Below are 1,358 nucleotides of genomic sequence, written 5' to 3' on the forward strand. Positions count from 1 at the left end.
CTCAACACTTCGGCGTGCCGGACGAATCGACCCTCGACCGTCCGCCCCGGAGATTGACCATTTCCCGCAGACACCCGCCACCCGGACGCCCCATTACACCGCGGACGAAAACCTGAAGACCCAGCTCAGCGGGGAACCGATCAGGAACGCCGCCCACTGCCAAGGAGCCGAACCATGCCACTGTTCGTCGTCGACTACACCTACTCAGCCGATACCGCCTCAGGCCGCGACACACACCGCTCCGCGCACCGCGCCTGGCTTGCCGGTCTCGTCGACGACCAGACCGTCATCGCCTGCGGCCCGTACGCCGACGACAGCGGGGCCTTCATCCTCGTCGAGTCCGACACATCCGAAGCGGTAGCACGACTCTTCGCCCTCGACCCCTTCGTCGTCCACGAACTCGTACCCGAGCATCGAATCGTCCACTGGACACCGGTTATGGGTCGTCTCTGCGCTCGAGACGACGATCTGCCATCCGAGTCATCCGTCGGCGCGCCGTGAGGAACTCGGCGATATCGGTTGCCCTGCGCACCGAATCCCTACAGGTTCAGCATGGGATATGACCGAGAATCCGGGAACCCGAGCGGGTTTGGCCGTCGTGGCGAGACCACCGACCGCCTTCTCCAGTTGCTCGAGCGTCATCGTGACGATCACCGTGGCGGGAAGACCGCGGTGCCTGCCCAGCACTCCCGACTCGAGCAGCGCCCGGAACACCGCACTGAACGCGTCGTGGTTGCGCTGCGCGCCGGTGCCCGGCCTGCTCCACGTCCTCCGGGGTTCCCGTTCGCGCCAACCTGGCCAGCACGGCCTCGGCGTCGGCGACCGCGTCGTTGCCGACGGCGTGCGGAATCTTGCGCATCACCTTCGCGATCGCCCGCGCATGATCCGTTCCGATGTCGCCGTCGCGCTGTGCCGCAGCGGTTTCCGGAAACACCGGTGCCATCGGATCGCCGGCCAGGGTGTGCCACACCCCCAGTTCGCGGGCGGCGGTGACTCGGGCGGACGCATCCGCCCCCGAGATCCTGAGCACGTCGATCAGGAACTTCCTCGGCGACGTGTACCCGAGACTCACCGAGACCGAGCGTTCGACGCTTTCCACGACCAACCGGTGCGAGACCGCCTCCGCGCGGCGCAGCGACCGCTCCAGCCCGCGCATCATCTCGACGACATCACCATCCGACAACCACGCCAACCCGGCTTCGAGCAACCCGTCGACGGCGGCAGCGAGCATCGACAGATGCTCCGCCACCCGGCTCCCCACCGACCCCCCAGTCGAACTCATGTGCCCCTCCTTACGTTTGTGTGGGCAGTTTTACCTCGATTCCGCCGAGATTGAGATAGATCATCGCCGTGAGTGA

At 66.3% G+C, this 1,358-nt stretch carries 2 protein-coding genes and 1 pseudogene; 1 reads left to right on the forward strand and 2 read right to left on the reverse strand.

Annotated elements, in window-relative coordinates; translation table 11 throughout:
• Positions 1-174: 174 nt before the first annotated feature.
• Positions 175-501: a YciI family protein gene (locus tag MLGJGCBP_RS21555; RefSeq protein WP_160097949.1), complete on the forward strand. Its 327-nt coding sequence runs from the start codon at positions 175-177 to the stop codon at positions 499-501.
• Here MLGJGCBP_RS21555 and MLGJGCBP_RS51925 read toward each other — a convergent pair.
• Entirely contained in the window at positions 481-714 is a 234-nt protein-coding gene (locus MLGJGCBP_RS51925) for a DUF222 domain-containing protein (RefSeq protein WP_328799580.1), read from the reverse strand. The two genes, MLGJGCBP_RS21555 and MLGJGCBP_RS51925, sit on opposite strands and share 21 nt — an antisense overlap.
• An 82-nt stretch (positions 715-796) precedes the next feature.
• Positions 797-1,282: pseudogene (locus MLGJGCBP_RS51930) on the reverse strand (DUF222 domain-containing protein); the annotation flags it as partial.
• Between the last annotated feature and the right edge of the window lie 76 nt (positions 1,283-1,358).

The sequence above is a fragment of the Rhodococcus sp. T7 genome, from assembly GCF_009872365.1.
GTDB lineage: Bacteria > Actinomycetota > Actinomycetes > Mycobacteriales > Mycobacteriaceae > Rhodococcus_F.

What these genes read in the sequence shown, in the direction of transcription:
- MLGJGCBP_RS21555 (WP_160097949.1), top strand. Translation starts at nt 175, where the DNA reads ATGCCACTGTTCGTCGTCGACTACACCTACTCAGCCGATACCGCCTCA.